Here is a 17273-nt window from a genome sequence, read left to right on the forward strand (position 1 = left end):
GCTGGGTATTGTTGTTTACGAAACGACCGAAACGGCGCCATATGCCGGCTATATTCCTGCACCTGAGCATAGTTGTCGCGGATTTAGTAGTGAATTGATTTCCCCGCCGATGGCTGGAGGCTGACGGAGGATCGGGTTTTTTGGCTGGGTGGGGGTGATGGAGATCAAAAAAGGACGGAATATTTTTGCAGGAAAGACGGTTTGTTCAGCCTGCTTTATCGTCCGTTTGTGTATTGATTTTTAGCAAAGGTACCGATATGTACTACTCTCACGACACGATGATTTCTCTGGAGGCGGCCCGATGCCAACTTCATCTACAGCGTTAAACCCGCGCGAACAACTTGACGCCCCCGAAGCTGGCCGCGTTGCGCTGAAGTTCTTTTTCAACCTCATGGAACATTGGGGCTGCAACGCCGAGCAACAGCGCACCCTGCTCGGAGGAGTCGGCAACACTACGTTCTATAAATACAAGCACCTGCCAAACATACGCCTGCCCCATGACACCCTCGAGCGCATTTCTTACTTGATGGGCATTCACAAGGCGCTGAGCATCATCTTCAGCAACAGCCGCGAGCGCGCTTACGCTTGGGTCAGCAGCCCTAACATGGCGGCACCGTTCAATGGCAAAACTGCCATCGACTACATGCTGGCGGGCCGGGTGGTCGACATTGCCGATGTGCGCCGCTACCTCGACGGAGTGCGCGGTTGAAAACCCCGGCGCTGGTCGATGTGCCGTGGCCGCGGGCCTATCGCATCGTCAACAGCAGCTTCCCGCCGATTGCGCTGTTCGAGGACGTCCTCGACCCCGAAGACCTCGAAGTGGCCTACGCCATCGAAGCGCTGACCAATGATCGGCTGATCGAACAGGCCGGCGTACTGGCTCGCGTGCGCCCGGAAGATCGTCTGTCCGGCCCCGGTTCCAGTCCGGTGATGGCCGCGTTCACTCATGTCGGTAAACGCAGCCGTTTCAGCGACGGTACTTTTGGCGTGTACTACGCCGCCAGCAGCCAGGCAGCGGCCATCGCCGAAACCTGTTTTCATCAGGAGCGCTTTCTCGCCGCGACCCACGAAGCCGACCTCGAATTGACCATGCGCACTTACGTCAATCAGGTGATCAAACCGCTGCATGACGTTCGCCGGGGCTTCGATCATTTGCATCAGCCCGACCCCGAAGCCTACGGGCCATCCCAGGTATTTGCGCGGCAATTGCGCGATGCTCAATCCTGGGGCCTGCTCTACAACAGCGTGCGTTTGCCTGGGCAGGAATGTGTTGCGGCGTTCCGGCCTCCGGCGGTTTCGATTCCGAGGCAGGGCAAGCATTTGCGCTATGTCTGGAATGCGAGTCAGGGCAAGATTTCGTTTGTGTTTGAGGTCAGTCAGCTCTGAATTATCGCTTTGACTTCGTCGAGGGTTTTGACGGGAATGACGCTGGATGGAATTCGCGAAGTGGGCGACAAGTTGTAAACGGCAAACTTACTGCCGACGACTTTCTCCGACATGAGTTTCAGAGATGGAAGAATTCTGGAATGAAAATGCTGGTCCAGCCCGCACGGGGAGATGGAGCTGCCATCAGTCTCGTAAAAGCGCCCGGCAGACTGGTTCATATCCGCTCCCACCAAAAACACCTTGGAGAAACCTGCGTGACAGGCAATCTGGAGTGCGAGGTACAAAACGGTGCGAGCATCAAAGAAACCGTTAGCGAGGTTTTTGCTGAATCCGATACTCCGGTTTCGGCTACCCAGAACAGCGCGATTACGTACCAGATCCTTGTCGATACGCAGTAGCCATTCAGTCAGTGTTGGCTTGGGCGCTTTCTTGAGCAGATAGAGATCGCCCGTCGGTTCAACGGCAAGTTCCTCAGCCTGGTTCCCCCACAAAGCTACGCGCTGACTAATGCGCATCGCATAGGCAAACAGTTCAGGCTGTTGCTTTGAAAAACTGGTATCGGTGCAGGCGTAGAAGAACGGTTCAATGCCCGTTTCCATGAACATTGATATCGCGCCGTTCACCGTGATCATTGGAATGCCGGCGAACTCTCTGATCGGAAAATCCTTCGCGGAGTTGCCCGAAGCAATGATGAATACAGCGCCGTGAGCAATATTGCGGCAGTCAGCAAAGTCATTGATTCGCCGGGAGCGTGCGGAGCCGTTTGACGTTTCTGATGTTGAATTCATCGGATCTTTAAGTCCATGTCATGCGTTCAGTCCATTCGTTACGAGATGAAGGGGCATGACTGCTCCACAGCTCAGTACCTGTTTAGGGATTGCCGCAGTCGGCATTTAGTTCCCATTCGGCAACCGGGTGTGAGGTGCGCAGGTTTTCGGCAGGCCTGAAACGCAAAAAGCCCTCGTATCTACGAGGGCTTCATAGGGTGACTTAGATTGATGGCTTGCAGATGTTCTCGAGTTTGAATCCGCAGGCGGGCCGGCGGTTGGAGTGCATGCTTTGGATGTGTGTCAAAGGACGTGTGGCTAATCGGGCGACGTGTGAGTGGAGGACTATTTGCACTGGAAATGAAATTGTCGAAATACCCACGCCCCGGAAACAACAAAGCCCCTGCATTTCTGCAGGGGCTTTGTTTTGTATGGTGCCGGCACCAGGAGTCGAACCCGGGACCTACTGATTACAAGTCAGTTGCTCTACCAACTGAGCTATACCGGCGTGTGGGCGACGATTATAGCGATTGGGCTGATTCTGTAAACCCCTGAATTCAGACTATTTTTGAGCGAAGATCAAATTGTCTTTTACGCAGGGTTGCCGTGCGCGGCGTTGCACTGCTCGAAATGCCGAGTCGGATGGCCTGCGTGCGTGGAAATATCGGACTTCTGTGCTTGTGAATCATTGAATTGACGCGGTTATACCTTTCAACGGGCAGGTTATGCACATATGGATAAGCAGGGAGGATGTTCGAATTCATGTTCATGAATTCATTCTCATCTTGTCCGCAAATCGCTGTTCTCGCAGTTCTTTATTGATGCGAGCAAAAAATGATCAGTGCTTATGGTTGCTTGAAACAGGCAGGGATACTGGATCCAAGAAGTTTCCATCAACAGAGTTATCCACAGGCTTCAGGGTGTTCTCAACGCTCGGCCAGCAGCAGTAAGTTGCGTGGTGTGAGCATTGATTGGCAAAAGATGCCGAGGCGCACGTCATATCCTTGCTCGGTGAGAAACAGCGCTCGATCAAGATTCAACCAAAGCTCCAGTGGCCGTCGGAACAGCCCGCGGACTAATTCGAGGTTCCGGACTTCGGCCAACCGCTGCCAGCCGGCGGCTTCCAGCGCCTGCCAGTCGGGCGTGTCCGTTGTGGATAACTCTTTCAGCGCTGCCAGATCGCGACAGTAGTCAGCGAAGGGTTTGTCCAGCCAGGCGCTGGGCAGGGATGGGGTTGGCAGGTATTCATTTACGCCGCGCACTTGCCGTTGCAGCAGATCAAACCCCAGGCGTCGTGCCATGGAGGTGTCGCGCTGGCGTCGGACTCGTGCACCGGCGGTGACGGTTTCGCTCATCGGCAGCGCCAGGTCTTCGAGCGATAGCTGTAGGGCGGATCGCAAACCCGCTGAGGACATTGCCTGGTACTCGCTGCGACTGATGCGGTTGTAACAGCAGGGCGCGATTGCCATTTGCCGACATTCGGCGGCACTCGCCAATTGCATCAGGCGTACGTGCAGATCGCCGCAGGCGTGCAGGGCGACGGGGGTGTGTCGAGCGCTTAAAACGGTCGCTGCGTCTGCTGCCAGAACATCCTGTTCAACATGCAAAGCGTGCAGATGATGACGCTGGCTCAACGTCTGACCGCTGATGACCAAAGCCGGATCGTACTCCACGCAGGTCAGTTGCTGCCCTTCACCCAGTAAGCGCCGCCCCAGGTGCCCTTTGCCCGAGCACCAGTCCAGCCAATGCGTGGGCTGCGCGGCGAACGACAACCGACTGGCAAACGCCTCGATCTGCTGCCACTTGCGTCCAGGCACATCGACATTCAATCGATGACCTGCGTTTTCCAGCACATGTGAAGGCAACTCACCGACCGCGCTCAACCTCGCCGACAACGTCGCCAATGAAGCAAACGGCTCAGGCGCATCGACAAGATCAGCAGGATGGTTATGCGCGCGTTCCGCATCTTCCAGCGATCGCTCGCGCAGCCACGACGACAAGGCCGGGTAGGACGCTTCCCAGGCAAGCGAAAGATGCGTGAACGGCCGAGGTTTCCACAGCGCCTGATGTTCAATCAGAAAAGTATTCAGCGCCGTGAAACGGGCGAGTAAGTCCTCGCCCGTCAGCACGTGGGAAGTTTCAGCGGCCCTGGCAGGCATCGACGCGCAGCCAGCGCTCCAGCAGCTTGAAGCCGCGAACCAGCACGTAAGCCATGACCAGATAGAACACGCCGGCGGCGAAGAAGATTTCCACCGGCAAGTAGGTGCGAGCGATGATTGTGCGGGCCATGCCGGTCAATTCCAGCAGGGTCACGGTGCTCGCCAGCGCGCTGGCCTTGAGCATCAGGATCACTTCGTTGCTGTAGGCCGGCAGGCCGATGCGCGCTGCCCGGGGCAGGATAATGTAGAACATCGCTTTCGGCCTGGACATGCCCAAGGCCCGCGCGGCTTCGATTTCGCCCGGCGGAATTGCTTGTATCGCGCCGCGCAGAATCTCGGCGATGTACGCCGCCGTGTGCAGGGTCATGGTCACCGTCGCACACCAGAACGGATCGCGCAGGTACGGCCACAAAGCGCTTTCACGCACGGCGTCGAACTGCGCCAGGCCGTAATAGACCAGAAACAGCTGCACCAGCAGCGGCGTGCCACGGAAAAAGAAGATGTACGCGTATGGCAGCGAGCGCACGTACCAGCGTTTCGAAGAGCGGGCGATGCCCAGCGGAATGGCGAGCAGCAGGCCGGCGATGACAGCGATGGCGACCAGTTCCAGCGTCAGCGTCGCGCCTTGCGCCAGTTTCGGCAGCCACTTGATGATCACTTCCCAGTTCACTGAGCGCTCCTCGCAAAGCCGCGTGCGGCGCGTTTTTCCAGGAAGTGCATGCCGGTCATCGCCAGCACCGTCAGGCCCAGATACATGACGGCCGCGACCATATAAAAGGTGAACGGCTGTTTCGACACAGTCACGCCGATCTGCGCGTGACGCATGATTTCTTCCAGGCCGATAACAGAAACCAGCGCGGTGTCTTTCATCAGGATCATGAACAGATTGCCCAGGCCCGGCAGGGCGATGCGCCACATCTGCGGCATGATCAACCGGGTAAAAATGCGCCATTTCGACAGGCCCAGGGCCTGGCCGGCCTCACGATGGCCCTTGGGAATGGCGAGAATCGCGCCGCGAAATACTTCCGTGGCGTAGGCGCCGAAGCAAAGGCCCAGGGCGATCACGCCGGCGGCGAAGGCATTGAGTTGCAAGTCGGGATTGCCGAAGTATTCACCGAGCGCGCGCATCAGGTTGACCGTACCGAAGTAGATCAACAGCACCCAGAGTAATTCCGGGACGCCGCGCACCAGCGTCGAATAGATGCCGCCAAGCCACTGCAGCGGCTTGTACGGAGAAGTTTTGGCCAAGGCGCCGAGCAGGCCGAGCACCAGGCCCAGGCACAGTGCGGTCAGGGCCAGTTGGACGGTCATCAGCGCACCAGCGGCAAGCGCCGGGCCGAATCCGTAGAGGTCGATAATCATGGGTTTCTGTTCAAATTGCGGGAGGCAAAGTCGGGAGTCGGCGTCGCTTGATCACGGCGCCGGTCCCACAGGTCAGATCAATAGATGCTGAACGGAAAATACTTGTCGTTGATTTTCTTGTAGGTACCGTCAGCGACGATTTCCTTCAGTGCGGCGTTCAGCTTGTTGCGCAGCTCGTTGTCACCCTTGCGCACCGCGATGCCGATCTTGTCGCTTTCCACCACCGGGTCGCCTTTGAACTCGTAGTTCTTGCCGGCGTCGGTTTTCAGCCAGTCATAGTTGGCGTACTTGTCGGCGAGGATCGCGTCGACACGACCGGATGTCAGGTCGAGGTAGGCGTTTTCCTGGGTGTCGTAGAGGCTGACCGAGATGTCATCACCGTAGGTGTCTTCCAGCCAGGTGCCCGCCAGCGTCGCACGCTGGGTGCCGATCTTCTTGCCTTTGAGCGAGTCCTTGTCGGTTTTGAAGTCGACATTTTTCGGCGCGATGAACTGCAGTTTGTTCGAGTAGTACGGGTCGGTGAAGTCCACCGCGGCCTTGCGCTCTTCGGTGATCGACAGCGAGGAGATCAGGAAGTCGAATTTCTTCGCGTTCAGGGCCGGAATGATGCCGTCCCAGTCAGAGGTGACGACCGAGCATTCGGCTTTCATCTTCGCGCACAGGGCGTCGCCGATTTCCTTGTCGAAGCCGACCACCTGACCGCTGGCGTCTTTATTGTTGAACGGCGGGTAGGCCGCTTCGATGCCCATCTTCAGGGTTTCAGCCATGGCACCGGCGCTGAACGCGAGGGTGACGGCGGCGGCGAGAAAGACCTTCTTGAAATTCTGCATGCATGTTGCTCCGTTAGCGGTTGCTGGACATGAATTGTTTGCAGCGCGCCGAAAGCGGGTTGTCGAACACCTGCTGTGGCGATCCTTGCTCTTCTATAAGGCCCTGATGAAGGAACACCACTTCGCTGGAGACCTGACGGGCGAAGCCCATTTCGTGGGTCACGAGCAGCATGGTGCGGCCTTCTTCGGCCAATGCGCGGATGACACTAAGTACTTCCTGAACCATTTCCGGGTCAAGCGCGGAGGTGGGTTCGTCGAACAGGATCACTTTCGGCTGCATCGCCAGTGTGCGGGCGATGGCTGCGCGCTGTTGCTGGCCACCGGACAATTGCGCCGGGTAGGCGTGGCGCTTGTCGGCGATGCCGACCTTGGCCAGCAGGGCTTCGGCAACTTCGATGGCCTCGGCCTTGCTCTGGCCGAGCACGCGGCGCGGGGCTTCGATGACATTGTCGAGCACGCTCATGTGCGGCCACAGATTAAAGTTTTGAAATACAAAACCAATCTCCGAGCGCAGGCGATTGATCTGCTTGCCGTCGGCGGCAACCAGTTCCCCATTTTTGGCGGCTTTGAGCTTGAGTTCTTCACCAGCCACCAGGATCTGGCCCTGGTGGGGGTTTTCCAGCAGGTTGATGCAACGCAGGAACGTGGACTTGCCGGAACCGGAAGAGCCGAGGATCGAGATCACGTCGCCGTCGCGGGCGGTCAGCGAGATGCCTTTGAGCACCTCAAGCTGTCCGTAGCGTTTGTGCAGTTGCGGATTTCAAGCGCGGGCGTGGCCTCAGCCATGTGCGTTCCTCATATATGTTGCGCTCCTGCTGTTGGCGGGCCTTCCTGGCGAGGCGGCCAAGCTAGCATAGCGTTTCAATGGCAGCCAACAGCGCTACGAGCGGTAAACGGATGGCAGGTGGCGGGTTGTCGCATCGGCGCAGCAGACTGTCGCCCCATCAACAACCGAACGGGTGTTTGACGTGCAAACCCTTGGGTGCCGCGTAAAAAAAGGCGCGATGTTGCCAGCTTTGGCGGGGTGTTGGAAGCGCTATCCGGCTGAACGTTCCTTATTCGCCCTTTTTCTGTGCGACACACACTTTTTCTGTGTGTTTCTGGTGCGCTGATTTGTCCTTAAAGTGAGTCGCCGGGTAACGCTTTGGCGAATAGCCATTAAACTCAAGGACTTGCATCGGATGTCGTAACCCCCGGCCCCCAAGGACTTGAAACATTTTGGCGCAAATATTGCGTGCAGAATAAGGAACAGCCCGTTGGATTCTTTTTACGAGAAAGAATTTTTCAGACCGGCCGGATGCACTCGCTTTCCTTGCAAAGGTAGTCTCTATGAGCAGTACCCCAAGCTCCACTGGCCTCGAACAGGGGCTCAAACCGCGTCATGTGACCATGTTGTCGATCGCCGGTGTGATCGGCGCCGGTCTGTTTGTCGGCTCCGGCCACGCCATTGCTGCCGCCGGCCCGGCCGTGCTGCTGGCTTACGCCGCCGCCGGTACTCTGGTGGTGCTGGTGATGCGCATGCTCGGCGAAATGGCCGTCGCCTCGCCGGACACCGGTTCGTTCTCGACTTACGCTGACCGCGCGATCGGCCACTGGGCCGGTTTCACCATCGGCTGGTTGTACTGGTGGTTCTGGGTGCTGGTGATTCCGCTGGAGGCCAATGCCGCCGCAACCATCCTCCACGCATGGTTCCCGGGCGTGGACATTTGGGCCTTCGCTCTGGTCATCACCATGCTGCTGACCGTGACCAACCTGTTCAGCGTGAAGAACTACGGCGAATTCGAGTTCTGGTTCGCCCTGATCAAAGTGCTGGCGATCATCGGCTTCATCGGCCTCGGGCTGGCGGCGATTTTTGGCTTCCTGCCGACCAGTCAGGTCAGCGGTGTGTCGCATCTGTTCGACAGCGGTGGCTTCCTGCCTAATGGCATGGGCGCTGTATTGGGCGCGATCCTGACCACCATGTTCTCGTTCATGGGCACCGAAATCGTCACCATCGCGGCGGCGGAATCGAAAGACCCGGGCAAGCAGATCTCCAAAGCGACCAACTCGGTGATCTGGCGGATCGGCCTTTTCTATCTGGTGTCGATCTTCATCGTCGTGGCGCTGGTGCCCTGGAACGATCCTACGCTGGCCAACCTGGGTTCCTACCAGACCGTACTTGAGCGCATGGGCATCCCGAACGCCAAGATGATCGTCGATATCGTCGTGCTGGTCGCGGTGACCAGTTGCCTGAACTCGGCGCTGTACACGTCTTCGCGCATGCTGTTCTCGCTCGGCAAACGCGGCGATGCCCCGGCCATGTCGACCCGCACCAACAAAAGCGGGACGCCTTACTGGGCGGTGATGTTGTCGACCGGCGCCGCGTTCCTCTGCACTTTCGCCAACTACGTGGCGCCGGCCGCGGTGTTCGAATTCCTCCTGGCCAGCTCCGGCGCCATCGCGCTGCTGGTGTATCTGGTGATCGCCTTCTCGCAACTGCGTATGCGCAAACAGCGCATGGCGCGCGGCGAGAAGATCGTCTTCAGCATGTGGCTGTTCCCGGGCCTGACCTGGGCGGTGATCATCTTCATCGTCGCGGCGCTGACCATCATGCTGTTCCAGGAAGCCCATCGCGTGGAAATCCTCGCCACCGGCCTGCTGAGCCTGCTGGTGGTGGCTGCCGGCCTGCTGGTATCGCGCCGTCGCAAGCTGGAAAAGCGTGGTGCGGTGGTGTTGAACTGAGTCGCAACGCGTGATGTGAAAACGGCCGCTGTCAGGGATGACGAGCGGCCGTTTTTGTTTCTGCGCAGGATTTATTCGCTCTTTTCTTCCGGCGAGTCCACTGATTTGCCATAAGCATCCAGCGCCACCCCGAAATCGGTGATGAACTGCGGTTCGCTCAGCCAGGCCTGGGCTTCTTCGATCGTCATGCCGTCGGCCCACATGCGGTAGTCGATGAGCATGTCGGCGGCCAGGTGGGTGGCGGCCATGCCTTCGTTGTCGGCGTTTTCCATGTCCAGCAGTTCAGGATGGTCGACGATGATGAAGGCCAGTTCGCGCAGCAGCGTCAGCAGCATGTCGTTGCGGCTGACGGCTTCGGCGTCGCGCATTTTGCTGAACATCGCCAGGGTGTATTCCGGGATCGGCTCGGCGAGGTGGCCGAGGTCTTCGTCCTGATCCAGCGGTTTACGACCGACCATGCGGATTTGCTTGGCTTTGGCCTTGGCGCGTTTGGCGCGTTTGTGTTGCTTGTTCAGGGATGCCATGGGAACTCAGTTCTTCTGTTGGGTTTGTGCGGCGATCGCGTCGGACGCCGCTACATAGTCGGCCTGGAAGGCCGGGGATTCGATCCACGCCAGCGCGCCGGCTTCGTCGGTTTCCTGCGACCACTGGCGATACTCGATCAGCGCGGCGAGGATGAAATCCATCGCACCTTCTTCGCCTTCCTGCTCATACACCAGTTCCAAGAGCGGATCTTCGAGGAAGGTCGTGCACATGGCTTGTTGGCTGATCTTCTCGGCGTCGATCATTTTCTTGAACAGCTCGGTCAGGTCCACCGATTCGAAGTCGATGCGGTCGTCGTTCGGATCCAGTTCGACCGGCGTCTCGGCGCGTTTGGTGCGGTTCTGCTTGGCCTTGGTCTTGGCCCGGGCGGCGCGTTTTTGCTGCTTGTTGGCGGAGGCCATGGTGTGTTCCGTCGTGCGTGGAGAAGGGCTCAGCTGCGCGGGACTTGCCGTCCGGGTGTGTCGGGGGCCAGTGCGCCGGTCTGCAGCCAGGTCAGAGCGATGGGCCATAGTGTGGCTTGGTATGCGCTGCGAAAAAAGGCGAAATGTCCGACTTGTTGCTCGCCGATGTCCGGCGGCTCGATACGCAGGTGGGTTTTTGCCGCGTTGCTGAAGTAGTCGAGCAGGCGTTCGATGGCCGGGATCGTGCCGTAAGGGTCGTCGCTGATGCTGATGGCCAGAGTTTGCGCGCGGACGTTGGTGAAGGGCAGGGCACCGGTCTTCTGCATCAGAACGCGACCGCTCGGGCGCTGTTCGAACCGCGCGGCAGGCGTGCTCCAGTCGTGTACAACGCCCTTTGGCGTGTCTTCCAGCCAGCCGAGCCGCTTGCCGGGGAAATAGCCGCAGAGCAGCGTCAACAAAGGCATGACCACATGCCATTTGCCCAACATGCGCCAGCGCTGCTCGGGAGCGTAATCGCGCCAGTACGCAAACTGCGCGCCGACAGTGACCAACCGTCGGATGACTCTGCCGGATTCGGCGAGCCCCGCCGCGCAACCGCCGAAGCTATGGCCGACCACATCGATCGGCTGCCCGGGAAACTCCCGCTGCGCACGTTTGAGCATCGCTTCGAAATCCAGTGCGCCCCAATCCGTCCATGACGCGTTCAAGCCTTTGATCGAAGCGCGGCGCGATTCGCCGATGCCGCGGTAGTCGTAGGTCATCACGTCGAAGCCATGGCTGAACAGGTAAGCCGCGAATCGTGAGTAGTGACGGCAACGCACGGACGTGGCGGCGTTGATGATGACCACCGGGCGTTGCGGGTTGGGCGAGGTGTGGCGCCAGGTGAAACCGCCCAGTGCATAGCCGTCATCGGCGGTTTCCTTGAAGGAAATACCTTCGCTTGCAGTCAGAACCGGTTGGCTCAATTCCACATCTTCCAGTTCGGTTGTGTGCTGACTGCTCATGGCGCGTGACCTCGGCGGAGAGTTGCCAACGATAGTCTCAGTGGTGCCTGTGAACAATCCAGCCGGTTTATTCAGCGGATTGGGTGAGCAAGCGTTCTTCAATCAGCGCCTGTTCGCGGTTCAGCTCGGCGCGTAACTCTTCTTCGCTCGGCAATATCGTTTTGTAACTGCTGGCGAACAGTTGCTCATTGCCCTTGAGCATCGAATAACGCGCAACCGAGTCGTTGCTCTCGGCGCTCAGAATGATGCCGACAGTCGGCTTGTCGCCCTCGCTGCGCTTGAGCTCGTCGTACATGCGTACATACATGTCCATCTGCCCGACGTCGCGGGCGCTGAGCTTGCCGCGTTTGAGGTCGATAATCACGAAGCACTTGAGCAGGTAGTTGTAGAACACCAGATCGATGTAGAGATCAACGCCGTCAGTGCTCATGCGTTGTTGCCGAGCGACAAAGGAGAAGCCTTTGCCCAGTTCAAGCAGAAAGCTTTGCAGGTGATCGATGAGAGCTTGTTCGAGGCCGCTTTCCCTGACTTTGCCCGCCGAGGGCAGGCCGAGGAATTCGAGCATGACCGGATCGCGAATGAATTCCCGTGGATTGCATTTCATCGCGTTGATGTTGGTGGTCGCTTCCTCGACCACTTCGGTTTTGTCCTGACTCATGAGCAGGCGCTCGTAATAGAGCGTCAGGATCTGCCGATCAAGGGCGCGGCTCGACCAGTTGAGGTCGGCACATTCGTTCATGTACCACAGGCGCGCTTTCTCGCTTTCGACGCGTAGCAGGCGACGGTAATGGGTCCAGCTCAATTCGTGACGCAGTGCGTCACGAATTGGAAACGCCTGATAAAAGAGGCGCATGTAGCGCAGATTGGAGGCGTCAAAGCCCTTCCCGAACTGCTCCGTCAGATCCTTCGCCAGCAGCGCCAGCAACTGCTGACCATAGCCTGCCCGCTGAGCGCCTTTTTGCTCAAACTCGACAATATGCCGGCCGATCTGCCAGCAAGTCTGCACTTGAATCGTATCAACCGCGCGCAGGACTTTTTGCCGCGCCTGGCGAATCAACTCGCCCAGTTCGCCCAGCAGTGAATCGACTTTCGGGTCTTGCGTGTCAGCAGGTATGAGCTGGCTCATCGGGTCTTCCGCGTCAGAGTGAACAGACGCAAAAGCATGACGATTGTCGCCGTTTGAGTATGTCGGGGGAGACGGTGAAGTCCGCAGGAAGAGGAGATGGCGATTGCAGGACGTTGCCGAGGACCGAAGCTTTGCCGGGCTGACGTCTGTAGTCCATTTCGTACGCGTGGCGACAACCGTTAGCGCGAACCTGATTTGCGTTTGGTTCTGGCCGCGGGTTTGTCGATGCGCGTCAGTCTGTGCCACGCCAGGCCTGCGGCCATCAGTAACATGCCGAACAGACCTTGAAGTACGACATGAAACCAGTACGCGCCCGGCTGCATGGCGAGGGTGTAGACCTTGGCCGGCCCGCCGCGCGTGGCGGTGGTGATCGTCTCGTGGATAACGCCATCGATGGCCGAGTAGCCCAGCAACGCGCCGGTACCGATCAGAAACAGGCAAATCATCATTGCCAGTCCTCTGGACACCAGACCTTCCCGGGGCGGCGGCGGATGGGGCAGGGGCACGCGGGTTCGTTTCTGGTTCATGGCGGGGATGACCCTCTTCCGTAAGGGGGGCTGATGGTAGCGCGGATCAAGCGGTGCGAAACCAGCCTCATTAAATCGCAGGCATAAAAAAACCCCGAATCTTGCGATTCAGGGTTTTCGGTATTTGGTGCCCAGAGACGGAATCGAACCGCCGACACGGGGATTTTCAATCCCCTGCTCTACCGACTGAGCTATCTGGGCAACGGGGCGCATTAAAAGGGTTTTTCGGATTTACGTCAACGACTTTTTGAAAATTTCTTAAATTAATTCCGTCGCTTACGAAATCTGCGGGTTATTCGGCTGGCGGCACGTAGCCTTCGGCCTTGGCGTATTCCTCGCCGGAGAAGTACTTGTCCATTTCGCCCTGCAGGTATTTGCGATCTTCGGCGTTCATCATGTTCAGGCGCTTTTCGTTGATCAGCAGGGTCTGGTGTTTCTGCCAGTCGGCCCAGGCCTTGGCCGAGACGTGGTCGAAAATGTCCTGGCCCTTGGCACCCGGGAACGGGGCGCGTTCCAGCGCGGGCAGTTGTTCTTTGTACTTGCGGCACATTACGGTGCGGGTCATGGCGATTCTCCTGCATTCAAGACGGCGGCCGCGCGTTCGAGCAAGGTCTTGACCGGGGCAGCAAGGCCCAGGCGCGGCGGGGTGGCGAGGTTATACCAGAGCCAGTCGGCCTCGGCCACGTGATGACTGGCCTCCTGCACCTGAACCAGCCAGGGTTCGATGGACAACTGGAAATGGCTGAACGTATGGACCAGGCTCGGCAGTGCTTGCTGCTGGCCCATGGTCAGCGAGTGCTGATCGGCCAGATGTTGCAGATCTTCCAGATCATCCAGTTCCGGCAGGCTCCACAAACCGCCCCACAGCCCCGAGGACGGGCGGCGATAAAGCAGAATCGCGCCGTCGCCATTGGCGAGCATCGGCATCAGCGTGCGCTTCTGTGGGATGGCCTTGCGCGGCTTGGGGATCGGGTAGCGGGTTTCCAGGCCCAGCATATGCGCTTCGCAGCCTCGCTCCAGCGGGCACAACAGGCAGCTCGGCTTGCTGCGCGTGCAGAGTGTGGCGCCAAGATCCATCATCGCCTGGGTGTAGGCGTTGACCCGATCGTGCGGGGTGAAGCGCTCAGCGTTGGCCCACAGCTGTTTGGCGACCTTCGGCTCGCCGGGGTAACCCTCCTGCGCGGTGAAGCGCGCCAGCACCCGTTTGACGTTGCCGTCGAGGATCGGCGCGCGCAGGCCCATGCTGATGCTGGCAATCGCGCCGGCGGTGGACAGGCCGATACCCGGTAGCTCGGTGAGTTTCTCCACGTCTCGCGGGAATTCGCCAGCGTACTGGCTGACGACGATCTTCGCGGTCTTCTGCAGATTGCGTGCGCGAGTGTAATAACCCAGCCCCGTCCACAGATGCAGTACCTCGTCTTCCGGGGCTTCGGCCAGTGCCTGGACCGTTGGCAGCGCTGCCATGAAGCGCTCGAAGTAATTGAGCACCGTGCTGACCTGAGTCTGCTGCAACATGATCTCGGAAACCCAGACCCGATACGGATTGATGTCCTGCTGCCACGGCAAATCGTGGCGGCCATGGCGGTCGAACCACTCCAGCACCGCCGTGGAAAACTGCTCCGCTGTCATCGCTTGAACAGCCCCTTCAATGCGTTTTTCAGTTCCGGGCTGACTTTGTCGCCCAGTTTCTCGTCGATCTTTTCGCTGAGCTTGTTGCCAGCCATCTTGCTGGCGACCTGACCGAGACGGTCATTGTCGATGCGGCAGGCCTTTGCGCCCAGTTCCAGCGGGCCACGGCAGCGCAGGGGCCACTCGATACCGACGAATTTGTCGCCGACCTGACAGGCCGGATCGGGCATGGCGCTGGTGTCGCCCTCGACAATGATGCCGACGCGGTAGTCCATACCCAAAACGCGCAGATCGATATCGCCGTCACCGTTGACGGTCATGCCGGGAATGCGCACTTTCAGGTCAGGGTTGTTGGCAACGCCGTTGCGCACGGTCAGATTGCCCTTGAGTTCTTCGAACGGAGTGTCCTTGCCGCGTGGCTCGCCGCTGAGGGTTTTGCGATTGAGCGTGGCGATGCCTTTGCACAGTTGCTGCTCAAGGTTGGCGTTGAGCAGCACGCCATTGTTGATGACGAAACTGGCGTTGCCGTTGAGCGTATCGATCAGCGCCTGTTGGCTGTTGCCGCTGCCGGTGAAGCTGCTGGTCAATGTCACCAGGCCTTTGACCGGCGGGTTCTTGCCTTGGCTTTCGATGATTTTTTCTGCGGGAACGCGATTGAGTCGGGTCTGCAGATTCAACACCGGCGCACTCGGGCGCACGTCGAGCGTGCCGTTGGCGACAAATCCACCGTTGTACAAGTCGCCGCTGAGATTGGTCAGGGTCAACAGGCCGCCCTGACCGCTGGCCTTGAGCGCGGCGTTGTCGATCGGCAACTTGTCGAGGGTCAATTGGCCGAAGGTCAGGTCAGCGTCCACATCGAGTTTGGCCAGGCGTTCGACCGGCAGCAGGCGCTCGGTACTCCAGGCGGTTTTGCTCGGTTTGTCCGGCAGCGGCGTGGTGCCTGCGACGGCACCGGCCTCGGTGCTGGCAACTTCGGCCTGACGCGTTTGCGTGGCGCTGTTGGCCTGCGCCGATTTTGGCGGCAGATAACGGTCGGCGTTGAAGGTGTCGGCTTTGAGGATCATCCGCAACGATTGCTTGGCAAAGTCTTCGACGGCGATACGGCCGCTGATGCTGCTGTCGTCGAGCTTCAGGTTGATGTTGTCGAAGGCGATGCTGCTGGGCGTCGCCGCGATGCGGCTGACCAGTTCAACCTTGCTCAGACTGCCCTCAGCCATGGCCGGCAGTGTCTGGCCGACGCTGTCGACGAATTTCGCCAGATCGAATTGGGCAATGGAAATGCCGCCGGTGATCTGCGGCGTCTTGTCGAGGTCGTTGGCTTTTAGTTCGCCCAAGGCGCGAAGCTGGTTGGCGGAGATCTTGATGCCGGTCCATTCGGCGACGTTAGCTGCTTTGTCCAGCAACAACTGGCCCTGAGCAGAGAAGGTCATGGTCTTGCCTTGCAGCGGATCGCCAGCGAGTTCGCCAGTGAGTTTCATGTCTTCGAACTTGTAGCGCTGCAGTGCGCGCTCGAAGCGCAGCTCGCCGTTGAGCTCGGTGCGTACGCGCAGCACCGGTTGGTTGGTGCCGAGGAATGCAGTGGCTTTCACCGGGATATTGGTCGATTCGTGGACCGGGCCGGTGCTCAACTGGATGCTTTCGGCGCTGAACTGCTTGCCGGTCAGCTCGTCGGTGTACTCAACGCGGGCGTTGTTGACGGTCAGGCTGTCGATGTCGAGGCGGATCGGTTGCGCCGGTTTTTCCACGGCGACGGTCGGCTCGCTGGCGGTCGCGCCCGGCGTGGCGGGTGGAGTCGAGCCGGGCGCCACTGGGACCTTGCCAATGTCTTCCCAATTGCCGTGGCCGTTCTTGTCACGGTTCAGGCGCAGGTTGAGGCCTTCCACACGCACGTCACTCATCTGCACCTCGCGGCGCAATAGCGGCAGCACGCGCACGGACAGGCCGAGCATCTGCAGGTCGGCAAACGGTTCGGCAGGTTTGGCCAGGGTGGCGACGCTGGCTTCGTGCAATTCCAGGCCGAGCCACGGGAACAGGCTCCAGCCGATATCGCCATTGAGCGTCAGCTCGATGTGGGCCTTGTCGCGGGCTATCTGGCGGATCTCGTCTTTGTAGTCGTTGGGATCGAAGAGGTGGGTCAGGGCAAAACCTGCCGCCACAATGATCAGCAACAGCCCGAGAAGTACCAGACCCAGGATTTTGCCGAACGCTTTCATGGGCGAGTCCTTGTAGTTAGTCGAATTGGTCATATGGCCGGGGAGTATAGCGCTGCCGGCACCCGGTTCGGTGTGGCGTCATCTGCCGAGGGTCGGCAACGGTACCTGCCACTTTGCCACCGGCGTCTGTGTTTGAGGGTGCCCGGCTGGCGCCGGAAAGCGCAATCAGGCCCCCGTTTGCGACGCCTTTTTCGGCGCTTGGTTCACCCGCTGTTCAGCCACACCGAGGCGATGGGTAACTTTTCGCACGCATAAATGGGACAAGTACCAAATGCATATATCTGTCGTCAGACACCTCAACAACATCCGGCATGGTAACCCCGTTGAAATGCCGACTGTAGGAGCCGCGGAACGCTGCGATCTTTTGATTTTGGCATTTTTCAAATACATCAAAAGATCGCAGCGTTCCGCAGCTCCTTCAGGGGACGGACGCAGCTGACAGAAAAAAGGTGATATCAGTTTGGTTTTTCTGTCACCTGAGAATGGTAACCTTCGCCAGTTCGTCCGCCCGTCTGCGACTTAACGTCGCGCCTTCAAGGAGCTTCACCTCAAAAAACGGTCATGCCTGCGTGCATAAGGCCGAGGGTGAGCAGTGGCTGGCGAAC

At 59.0% G+C, this 17273-nt stretch carries 16 protein-coding genes, 2 tRNA genes and 1 pseudogene; 3 read left to right on the forward strand and 16 right to left on the reverse strand.

The features are described 5' to 3' along the window. The first annotated feature begins 301 nt into the window (after positions 1-301). Positions 302-709, forward strand: coding sequence for an antitoxin Xre-like helix-turn-helix domain-containing protein (locus ACIGDJ_RS08035; protein WP_397478553.1), 408 nt, complete (start codon positions 302-304; stop codon positions 707-709). 11 nt (positions 710-720) lie between these two features. Next, positions 721-1386, forward strand: a complete 666-nt coding sequence (locus tag ACIGDJ_RS08040) for an RES family NAD+ phosphorylase (protein WP_397478604.1) — start codon at positions 721-723, stop codon at positions 1384-1386. Here ACIGDJ_RS08040 and ACIGDJ_RS08045 read toward each other — a convergent pair. The 7 genes and pseudogenes from ACIGDJ_RS08045 to ACIGDJ_RS08075 form a co-directional block, all read right to left on the reverse strand. Continuing rightward, entirely contained in the window at positions 1377-2174 is a 798-nt protein-coding gene (locus ACIGDJ_RS08045) for a lipopolysaccharide biosynthesis protein (RefSeq protein WP_101156812.1), read from the reverse strand. The genes ACIGDJ_RS08040 and ACIGDJ_RS08045 overlap by 10 nt on opposite strands. A 411-nt stretch (positions 2175-2585) precedes the next feature. Next, positions 2586-2661 (reverse strand) — tRNA-Thr (locus ACIGDJ_RS08050). Positions 2662-3079: 418 nt separating this feature from the next. After that, complete coding sequence (locus ACIGDJ_RS08055) at positions 3080-4312, reverse strand: methyltransferase (protein WP_397478552.1); 1233 nt, start codon at positions 4310-4312, stop codon at positions 3080-3082. Continuing rightward, positions 4293-4982, reverse strand: a complete 690-nt coding sequence (locus ACIGDJ_RS08060; RefSeq protein WP_016772145.1) for an ABC transporter permease — start codon at positions 4980-4982, stop codon at positions 4293-4295. Before ACIGDJ_RS08060 ends, ACIGDJ_RS08055 begins: the two co-directional genes overlap by 20 nt. Beyond that, complete coding sequence (locus ACIGDJ_RS08065; RefSeq protein ID WP_101156808.1) at positions 4979-5674, reverse strand: ABC transporter permease; 696 nt, start codon at positions 5672-5674, stop codon at positions 4979-4981. The genes ACIGDJ_RS08060 and ACIGDJ_RS08065 overlap by 4 nt, the downstream gene beginning before the upstream one ends. Before the next feature lie 77 nt (positions 5675-5751). After that, positions 5752-6504, reverse strand: coding sequence for an ABC transporter substrate-binding protein (locus tag ACIGDJ_RS08070; RefSeq protein WP_101156806.1), 753 nt, complete (start codon positions 6502-6504; stop codon positions 5752-5754). 13 nt (positions 6505-6517) lie between these two features. Then, a pseudogene (locus ACIGDJ_RS08075) lies at positions 6518-7290 on the reverse strand (ABC transporter ATP-binding protein). A gap of 543 nt (positions 7291-7833) precedes the next feature. Between ACIGDJ_RS08075 and gabP the strand changes: the two are divergent. Continuing rightward, positions 7834-9225 carry a GABA permease gene (gene gabP, locus ACIGDJ_RS08080; protein ID WP_101156804.1) on the forward strand — a complete coding sequence of 464 codons (1392 nt, stop codon included), beginning with the start codon at positions 7834-7836 and terminating at the stop codon, positions 9223-9225. Positions 9226-9296: 71 nt separating this feature from the next. Here gabP and ACIGDJ_RS08085 read toward each other — a convergent pair whose 3' ends face one another. From ACIGDJ_RS08085 to ACIGDJ_RS08125, 9 genes are all read right to left on the reverse strand, one after another. Then, positions 9297-9749 carry a hypothetical protein gene (locus tag ACIGDJ_RS08085; RefSeq protein WP_312998018.1) on the reverse strand — a complete coding sequence of 151 codons (453 nt, stop codon included), beginning with the start codon at positions 9747-9749 and terminating at the stop codon, positions 9297-9299. A 6-nt stretch (positions 9750-9755) separates the two neighbouring features. After that, complete coding sequence (locus tag ACIGDJ_RS08090) at positions 9756-10169, reverse strand: hypothetical protein (protein ID WP_312998016.1); 414 nt, start codon at positions 10167-10169, stop codon at positions 9756-9758. Between the two features lie 29 nt (positions 10170-10198). Then, positions 10199-11173, reverse strand: coding sequence for an alpha/beta fold hydrolase (locus ACIGDJ_RS08095; RefSeq protein WP_312998013.1), 975 nt, complete (start codon positions 11171-11173; stop codon positions 10199-10201). Between the two features lie 67 nt (positions 11174-11240). After that, complete coding sequence (locus ACIGDJ_RS08100; RefSeq protein ID WP_397478551.1) at positions 11241-12299, reverse strand: YhcG family protein; 1059 nt, start codon at positions 12297-12299, stop codon at positions 11241-11243. Positions 12300-12478: 179 nt separating this feature from the next. After that, positions 12479-12826 (reverse strand): hypothetical protein, encoded by a 348-nt coding sequence (locus ACIGDJ_RS08105; protein WP_397478550.1) that lies wholly within the window; start codon positions 12824-12826, stop codon positions 12479-12481. Between the two features lie 125 nt (positions 12827-12951). Beyond that, a tRNA-Phe gene (locus tag ACIGDJ_RS08110) sits at positions 12952-13027 on the reverse strand. Positions 13028-13118: 91 nt separating this feature from the next. Then, positions 13119-13391, reverse strand: a complete 273-nt coding sequence (locus ACIGDJ_RS08115) for an oxidative damage protection protein (protein WP_101156793.1) — start codon at positions 13389-13391, stop codon at positions 13119-13121. After that, complete coding sequence (mutY, locus tag ACIGDJ_RS08120) at positions 13388-14455, reverse strand: A/G-specific adenine glycosylase (protein WP_397478549.1); 1068 nt, start codon at positions 14453-14455, stop codon at positions 13388-13390. Before mutY ends, ACIGDJ_RS08115 begins: the two co-directional genes overlap by 4 nt. After that, positions 14452-16668 carry an AsmA family protein gene (locus ACIGDJ_RS08125; RefSeq protein WP_397478548.1) on the reverse strand — a complete coding sequence of 739 codons (2217 nt, stop codon included), beginning with the start codon at positions 16666-16668 and terminating at the stop codon, positions 14452-14454. The genes mutY and ACIGDJ_RS08125 overlap by 4 nt, the downstream gene beginning before the upstream one ends. Positions 16669-17273 lie beyond the last annotated feature (605 nt).

This window comes from Pseudomonas sp. NPDC079367, from assembly GCF_044542195.1.
GTDB lineage: Bacteria > Pseudomonadota > Gammaproteobacteria > Pseudomonadales > Pseudomonadaceae > Aquipseudomonas.

Excerpts from the sequence above, each read along its gene's own strand:
- ACIGDJ_RS08035 (WP_397478553.1), top strand. The coding sequence starts at position 302 with ATGCCAACTTCATCTACAGCGTTAAACCCGCGCGAACAACTTGACGCC.
- ACIGDJ_RS08045 (WP_101156812.1), bottom strand. The coding sequence starts at position 2,174 with ATGAATTCAACATCAGAAACGTCAAACGGCTCCGCACGCTCCCGGCGA.
- ACIGDJ_RS08055 (WP_397478552.1), bottom strand. The coding sequence starts at position 4,312 with ATGCCTGCCAGGGCCGCTGAAACTTCCCACGTGCTGACGGGCGAGGAC.
- ACIGDJ_RS08065 (WP_101156808.1), bottom strand. The coding sequence starts at position 5,674 with ATGATTATCGACCTCTACGGATTCGGCCCGGCGCTTGCCGCTGGTGCG.
- ACIGDJ_RS08070 (WP_101156806.1), bottom strand. The coding sequence starts at position 6,504 with ATGCAGAATTTCAAGAAGGTCTTTCTCGCCGCCGCCGTCACCCTCGCG.
- gabP (WP_101156804.1), top strand. The coding sequence starts at position 7,834 with ATGAGCAGTACCCCAAGCTCCACTGGCCTCGAACAGGGGCTCAAACCG.
- ACIGDJ_RS08085 (WP_312998018.1), bottom strand. The coding sequence starts at position 9,749 with ATGGCATCCCTGAACAAGCAACACAAACGCGCCAAACGCGCCAAGGCC.
- ACIGDJ_RS08090 (WP_312998016.1), bottom strand. The coding sequence starts at position 10,169 with ATGGCCTCCGCCAACAAGCAGCAAAAACGCGCCGCCCGGGCCAAGACC.
- ACIGDJ_RS08095 (WP_312998013.1), bottom strand. The coding sequence starts at position 11,173 with ATGAGCAGTCAGCACACAACCGAACTGGAAGATGTGGAATTGAGCCAA.
- ACIGDJ_RS08100 (WP_397478551.1), bottom strand. The coding sequence starts at position 12,299 with ATGAGCCAGCTCATACCTGCTGACACGCAAGACCCGAAAGTCGATTCA.
- ACIGDJ_RS08105 (WP_397478550.1), bottom strand. The coding sequence starts at position 12,826 with ATGAACCAGAAACGAACCCGCGTGCCCCTGCCCCATCCGCCGCCGCCC.
- ACIGDJ_RS08115 (WP_101156793.1), bottom strand. The coding sequence starts at position 13,391 with ATGACCCGCACCGTAATGTGCCGCAAGTACAAAGAACAACTGCCCGCG.
- mutY (WP_397478549.1), bottom strand. The coding sequence starts at position 14,455 with ATGACAGCGGAGCAGTTTTCCACGGCGGTGCTGGAGTGGTTCGACCGC.
- ACIGDJ_RS08125 (WP_397478548.1), bottom strand. The coding sequence starts at position 16,668 with ATGAAAGCGTTCGGCAAAATCCTGGGTCTGGTACTTCTCGGGCTGTTG.